Consider the following 6,941-nt stretch of genomic DNA (forward strand, 5'->3'; position numbering starts at 1 on the left):
AATTCATTTTCAAGGTGTTTTTTCAAGCTTTCATGATATTCATAAGCCTGTTCCCAATCACGAGCCTGTAGCGATTCTCCAAGCAAACCAGCAGTCTTTTTAATATCTGTAATCACTTTATTTTTTTCTTCTTTTGTAGCCATCTTTTCTTTTCCTTTTATCTTTCTGTTTTTATCTTTTTCTACTGTCTGTTCACTTATTTATTCAAGTTTGTTGGAGAGCGATTTTTTATCATAATAGCTTATTTCCTTTCATTCATAGGCTCGTAGACGACCTAACAAGTTATACTCCTTAATCAGGCTAATCATACACGCACACTTCATCTCATCTGTTTCAACTAACAACTCCTCACGTAGCTGGTTACGTTTCTTAACCGCTAAAGCAGAGAGACTCGCTTCATACTTCTTCAACAGCCTGTTATACTGATAATCAATATTTCTATCATGACGATAAGCTGGAAAATTTTTCTTACGAATCAACGTGTTTAATTGATTTCTTATCGCAGAAAGTTCGCCTTGGTGAATTTCAGGAGGATAGAAATACGAATCAGGCATTAAAAAAAGGACATCGTCTATCACGAAGTCCAATTTATCAATCTGTTTTACAAGATATTCCTCAATCAATTGAATAGTATTCATATATCCACCTATCAAAAAAATAAAACAATTATGCGACCTTCAAACCGAAAAACTCATCGAGATATTGCTTATCTTCATAATTCAGTTGCTCCAGTATTTTCTTCTCCTTGTCACCAATTTCTCCGGATTCAATAATCATTTTCAAATAGCTAGTTGCCATCTTCTTATCTGCTTCACTGATTAAAGCAATACTATTAGAGACCTGATGAATGAGCCACTTCACCGTACGCAAAATATTGTATTCTTCTGGTTGAGTAGACAGCTTCAATGGTTCTACTCCGCCAAAGAGACGTTGCCATTTATCATAGTGGAGATAAGCGCCATAGGCATTTGTTCCATGATAGACTTGTATTTCTTTGGCTAAAATTCCTCGAGCAACTTCCGCAATGTCCACCCCAGCAATAAATTCTGAAACAACAGCTTGCGCCTTTGTATCTGAAAAACGCAATTCATATCGATTCCAAACTTCAAACACTGCCAAGGCTTCATCTACAGTCATTCGTTCTTTTTTAGCTAATTCGTAACGTTTTTCGTAGAAGTTAAAAAACATGGTACTTTGACGGCTACCACAATAAATAGAGAGTCCATTATCTGTATAGGTGACGTTACCATTTTTATCTGTAGAATAAGAACCTCCGCCAATATGATTAAATCCTTCTATTCGGTCAAACATCATCTCATTAGTTCGTCTTTTTTCAACCAAGGTAAACAAATCTAACTGTTCGTCCTCATGACCATAGCCTAACCACATCTCATCCATGGCAATATCAATCCGTGTAACACTCATATCTTTACGTTCCGTAGCCATTTTCTGTAAAGCTTCCATCCAAGTCTTACCTGCACGTTCCAGCAACAATTCAAATTGACGACAGCCTGCACCCGATAATTGCAGTGTTATTTGATAATTTCCTGAAATTGTTCGATCCGCATAATCAAAAATCCAAACATCTCCTCTACGCCATAAATGCGTATACCTCATCAGTCCAGTTGCTTCACTAGAGAAATCTTTCAAGTCGCAATATAGATACTCCTGACAGAACCATTTTAAATCCTTCACTTCCTTAAAGGTAATACGCAGGTAGTCAATCATCACTCGCACCCTAGCCTTATCCGATTCACGATAGCCCAAGTTCTGACGAACCGTTTTCTTAATCTCTAAGAATTTTTCAGTGGTTAACTTACGTCTACCGCTTTCATAATGTTTCAAAGTATCTAACGGAATTTCTGCCAACTCCGCAAACTGTTTTTGCGTCAAGGTTCGTTTTCCTTTTTTAATCGTTTCATCATATTTCACTTTAATACTTTTTCTAAAGTGAGACAACAACGTCTTATTGACGATTGTATCCTTTACCAATTCCAAACATTCTCCTTTCTTCAACAAATTTCACAATGTATTTATAGCAAAAACCTTCCTTTTTGTGTCCACACTTTTTATATCTTGGTGTCCAACTTTAAAATCGACCTCAGCTCTACTCCCACAACGGTTTGAGGAGGGTCATTTTTGGGGTTTTCCCAATCTTTACCCCCCTATTAGAAATTGGGGAGTTTGTGAAATTTTGGAGTACCTTCCTGCGATACTGGCACAGGAGCTTCAGCACGGCTTCGTGGCTTGCGCCACTCGCCGTTTTAGCCCTCGCTCCTGTTTTAGCCCAGCACGCAGAAAGGCACTCCAAAACCTCTCTAAAGTGTCTCTATTTCAAACGCTAAAATGACCTCTTTCCACGTTTTGTCCGTAGCGTCAATTTCAGCTATTAAAGAAGACAATAAGCGCTCATCCTCCATCGACAAGACAATTTGCCCCTTCTCATCAATAGAAAAGTCCCAGTCTTTAAGAGAATGCACCATATCACACAAGCGTTTTAGTTTTCTACGGTCTTCACCTATTTCTTTCGCAAATTCAGTTAACGTCTTCTGGAATGGCTGAATAGGGATACCTTGGTCGTCCACTTCTTCACTCGTTTTCTTGACTACTGTAGGTTGGATTTTATCCTCCCGTCTCTCTAATTGGGCGAAGGCATCATAGAATGAGAAATCTTTTGGCAGAAACGGTGAGAAAAATTCTCGTGCCACTTCCCCCATAATAGATGCATAACCACGACCATATACACGCATACCACCAATATACTTCATAAATTTAAATTCTTTGGTTCGGTTGACATCTCCAAACATCATATCATAGCCTGTACTGGATAAACGACCAACAACAATACGCATACTAAGGTTATCACGGACCTTGCTAGGAATATCATCTAATGTTGGTTTCTGCATGGCTGGAATAAGATAGACTCCTGATTGACGACCTAAGAGACTGATATTCGTAAGAGCAACTTCTGCTCGTTCTCGTTGTCTACCATCTAGAGAAGACATAAAGGCGTTAAATTCATCTATCACAAGAAAATATGGATCTAGACCATATTCAGAGAATTTACGCAGGTCATTTTCTCCCATTTCATCCATTTGTTGGTTCATGTAGTCATTTCTATCTGATACTCGCTGAGCAGCACGTTCCATCGCAGAAATCATAGCTTCTCTTTCAATGTAAACTCTATCTTTAAGGACTGCTGTCTTACCCAATGGGACGAAATCCGCTCGTTTTGGATCGCAAATTTCCACTATCCCTATTTTACTTAAACAGAGTACAAGAGAACGAAGAAATACTGTTTTTCCTCCTCCAGTACCACCAGCAACCAGTAAATGAGGGTCTGAGGTAAAATCCCAATAGAAGTTTTTCATGAGACGAACACCATTTTCAGAGTCATAGGTCACTTCATCCACATTAATTCGACTTAACAAGGCAGAATAAGCTAGACGATAGGTCTTGAAACGCTCATCATCTTCTGTCTCCATGAAATCCATCGCAAATGTAAGTTCTAGGTCTCCGCCAATTTGCTTGAATTTTTGTTGGAACTTAGAACCTGCCATTTCAAATGAAATTTCTAAATCATACTTATTCTGTTTGATATAAATACGCGGAAAACGATAACTGACCTTATCCTTTGTTTTCTTTTCATAATAATAACGATTCTCAAATAGAAAACGGGCTAAACGTTGTAGTCTATCCCACTTTGCGAAGAAGACAGTCTGTTCAATTAAAATATGACCTAAATAGAAAGATATAGCTAACCATACAACAACTAAAGATGAAACAATGGAGATAGACAAAATATCTACCTCCATGAGTTTATCTTTTAAAATATACGCATAAAAAGCTATCGGAATGAGACCTAACATCGCAATCAGAAAAACTAAAATAGCTTTCATATAGCGCATATAAGGACGCACACGTAAGCCCCTATAACGTGGTAGCAAGCGCATCTATACCACCTTACCCTTTATGTTCGTTTGGTTGGTCTTTCTTAGGTTGGTCTGCTTTTGGTTGAGAAACATTCCCCTTTTTACGAATACCACCTGCATACAATTTCAAATTGGTACGACCACGTGACATACGAGAAATCGCAATACTTGGCGCAATCAACTCTACCTCATCATCAAATTGAATCCCTAACGCTTCTAAATCGCTACGACCATGGTCTAATAGAGTAACCGTATCAGCCAGCTTATATTTTTCTGAGTAGACTCGAACCTCATAGCCAATAATTTCCCCAGTATTTACTGTCTGCATCTGACCATTTACTTCTACTTCTTCTTCCTTAAACGCTGGATTCCCTAGACCAATAAAGGTTAGTGTCCCTAGACTAGCTGGCACATCCACATAATCATTCATCACTTCATGTTTCTTACCTGCAAGAAGCTGACGTTCTCCAAAATCAATTCCTAATCCTTTTACTGCCATATTCTCTTTTCCTCTACTTTCTATTTCTTAACAATTTTTTCTGCTTGTACATTGATAGCTGGAACAGTACTTGCACCATAAAGCTCATCCACAAAAAACGCTGGATTCACCAATTCAATAGCTGACTTCACTTCAAATAAATCTGCACTTGCTTTGGTCACAACATGAAAAATCATACCTTTTCGATCTGTAACCTGATGAACTTGAAATTGTCCACTAACACCATTAAAACTATTTAAAGTATCCACCTGACCTAGATATACAAGATCCTTTAAAATACCATTTTTTAAGACTAAATCTTTAATTTCCATGTTTTTCCTCTTTTTCTTTTTTTCTTTTAAAAATAAATAGGCAGTTTTAAGACATGCCTAGGTCACTCATAAACAAACTACTATTCGTTTTCCTTACGTTTACGTAGTCCAAGAAGGCTTGTAAACAATGTTACTACACCTGCAACTGACAAGCTGTAAGATGCCGCATCACCTGTGTTAGGCAATTGAGCTTTCTCTACTTTTGCAGGTGCTTGTGGTTTCTCTACATTCACCAACACTTGTGGCTTCTGAGCTTCCAGTTTTTGTGACTCAGATGTATCAATAACAACCTCGTTTAAAATGTCAGGATTATCATTGACATAAAGCTCATACACATTGACAACTTCAGTACGTCCTTTTTGAACAGTACCAACTGAATTATCAGCCTTTTTAATCAAACGATAAACCTTACCATCTGCTCCAATGATGGTATCTTCTTGTTCCTGAGTATTATAAGGTGTCCCGACAACAACTTCTCCATCTGTTAAAGAAATTTCAGATAAAATCACCCCATCAGAAGTCTTGTTAATTTCCACAACAGTTCCTCTTTGTAGCGAACCACTTGCGTTGATAGCTACCCCTTCGATTTGAACATCAACCTCAGTCGGATTATCGATGCCATTCAATGTCACAACAGTATTTGAAAGATGCTGAGTCTTACCATCATTTATAATTTGATCAGCTGTTGGATTTGAAATAACAGGGAAAACAAACGAGGTTTTAGACGGTGAAGCAATCAAAGCTTCCGTGTACTCCAAAACAACTTCATGTGGCGTTACAGAAACTACTTTAGCATTCGCATAGCCCCGCTCATTCAATACAACCCTATCAGCATTCAATTGTGCTTCATCAAAATAGCCACGTGAGGTTGAACTACGTTTAATAGAGCCAACCTCAATCTTCGAAACATCAAAAACTAATGTATCATCTGGCAAACGATAAGATAAGATTGAACCAACTGGAATACTGTCACCATTGGTTAACCTAACACCGAAAGACAATGTACCTTCCATATTTTGTCCATCACCAGTATTCATGACCTTAGCATATCCAAACTCACCATGTGTGCGAGGAATAGGGTCTTTATAAACAGCAGGAACTGTAACGGTTTCACTAATCACTTTATTACCAGCAACTTCAACTGATTTTTCATATTGATATTCCTTATCAGCAATATAATGTGGCTCCTGAACATTCGTATATGACCATGAATAACGAATGTTATCTAAAGTGGAAGCTAAGTGATTAAAAGTAACACGAACAATGCTGGTCGCCTTCATCGTGTCTGTCGTCAAAGCTTGTTTTTCTAAATCAGTGTTTGGTTTAGGATTATTTTGAGCATCATAATTATCATTGTAGTGACTTGAAACAACTGTATAGCGACCAATCACCTCACCATTTGCCATTGATACATCTGAGTTTGCCAAAGCTGGATTCAATGGCAAATTATGCAAAGTATAGTCAACATAATCACCCTCAGATACACTACCTACAATAGTCGTATCAACTGTCAAACTATCATTTGAAAAACCACTATTGACATCTGATAAACTAATATCCCCAGTTACCTGAGCTTGATTAGAAACATCATTCGCTTCTGTCGTTGTAGAAATCATTCCAGCTGTTACACTTTCAACCGAAACTGACTCTACACTAGCTTCTACAGTAGTTGCTGGTACTGGAGCTACCTCTTCTGCCAAAGCAACATGGGACATGCCAAAGGTTGTAATCAAAGCGCCTACCACAAGTCCAATACCACACACCAAGCCATAGGCTTTTGATTTACGGAAGAATCCGTATCCATTTACTCTTGTTTGATTCATTTCTTGAATCTCCTTTTCTTTTGTTTTTCTTTCTTAGTTTAATGACGTTGCGGTCAAAGAAAAAAGCCATGATAACTCATGACTTCAACCAATAAGAATTGTCTTGTTTTATTTATTTTGATATATCATACTACTTCTCCTTCCTATTTTTAGGATAGTTCGCTCCAACATAACAAACTGCCCAACAAGTAAACACTAAAAATAAGCAAATACCAATCACAAACAGTTTCCAAATCATAACTGAATTCTCAACTTTCTTATAATAGCTATAGTAAATTGAATAGACCTTTTAATAAGGCCTTCACCTCATCCCTGGTAACAAACTTTGTCTTATCATCTACAGAGCGACGAATACGTTCCTCAAATGGTTTTGAAC

6 protein-coding genes are annotated in these 6,941 nt (G+C 37.7%); all 6 read right to left on the bottom strand.

The annotated features are described in order from the left end of the window. Positions 1-251: 251 nt before the first annotated feature. The 6 genes from K5Q34_RS11510 to K5Q34_RS11535 all read right to left on the bottom strand — a co-directional run bounded on the left by K5Q34_RS11510 (position 252) and on the right by K5Q34_RS11535 (position 6,565). Positions 252-638, bottom strand: a complete 387-nt coding sequence (locus K5Q34_RS11510) for a hypothetical protein (protein WP_221865049.1) — start codon at positions 636-638, stop codon at positions 252-254. Positions 639-666: 28 nt separating this feature from the next. Continuing rightward, positions 667-1,938, bottom strand: a complete 1,272-nt coding sequence (locus tag K5Q34_RS11515; protein WP_184496071.1) for a replication initiation factor domain-containing protein — start codon at positions 1,936-1,938, stop codon at positions 667-669. A 380-nt stretch (positions 1,939-2,318) separates the two neighbouring features. Then, positions 2,319-3,953: an FtsK/SpoIIIE domain-containing protein gene (locus K5Q34_RS11520; protein WP_253214127.1), complete on the bottom strand. Its 1,635-nt coding sequence runs from the start codon at positions 3,951-3,953 to the stop codon at positions 2,319-2,321. Between the two features lie 10 nt (positions 3,954-3,963). After that, entirely contained in the window at positions 3,964-4,431 is a 468-nt protein-coding gene (locus tag K5Q34_RS11525) for a hypothetical protein (RefSeq protein ID WP_221865050.1), read from the bottom strand. Between the two features lie 20 nt (positions 4,432-4,451). Continuing rightward, entirely contained in the window at positions 4,452-4,742 is a 291-nt protein-coding gene (locus K5Q34_RS11530) for a hypothetical protein (RefSeq protein ID WP_105136605.1), read from the bottom strand. An 80-nt stretch (positions 4,743-4,822) separates the two neighbouring features. Continuing rightward, a complete protein-coding gene (locus K5Q34_RS11535) occupies positions 4,823-6,565 on the bottom strand; it encodes an LPXTG cell wall anchor domain-containing protein (protein ID WP_221865051.1) in 1,743 nt (580 codons plus the stop codon). Positions 6,566-6,941 lie beyond the last annotated feature (376 nt).

Origin of the sequence: Streptococcus sp. 2018110 (assembly GCF_019754115.1) — a bacterium.
GTDB lineage: Bacteria > Bacillota > Bacilli > Lactobacillales > Streptococcaceae > Streptococcus > Streptococcus hashimotonensis.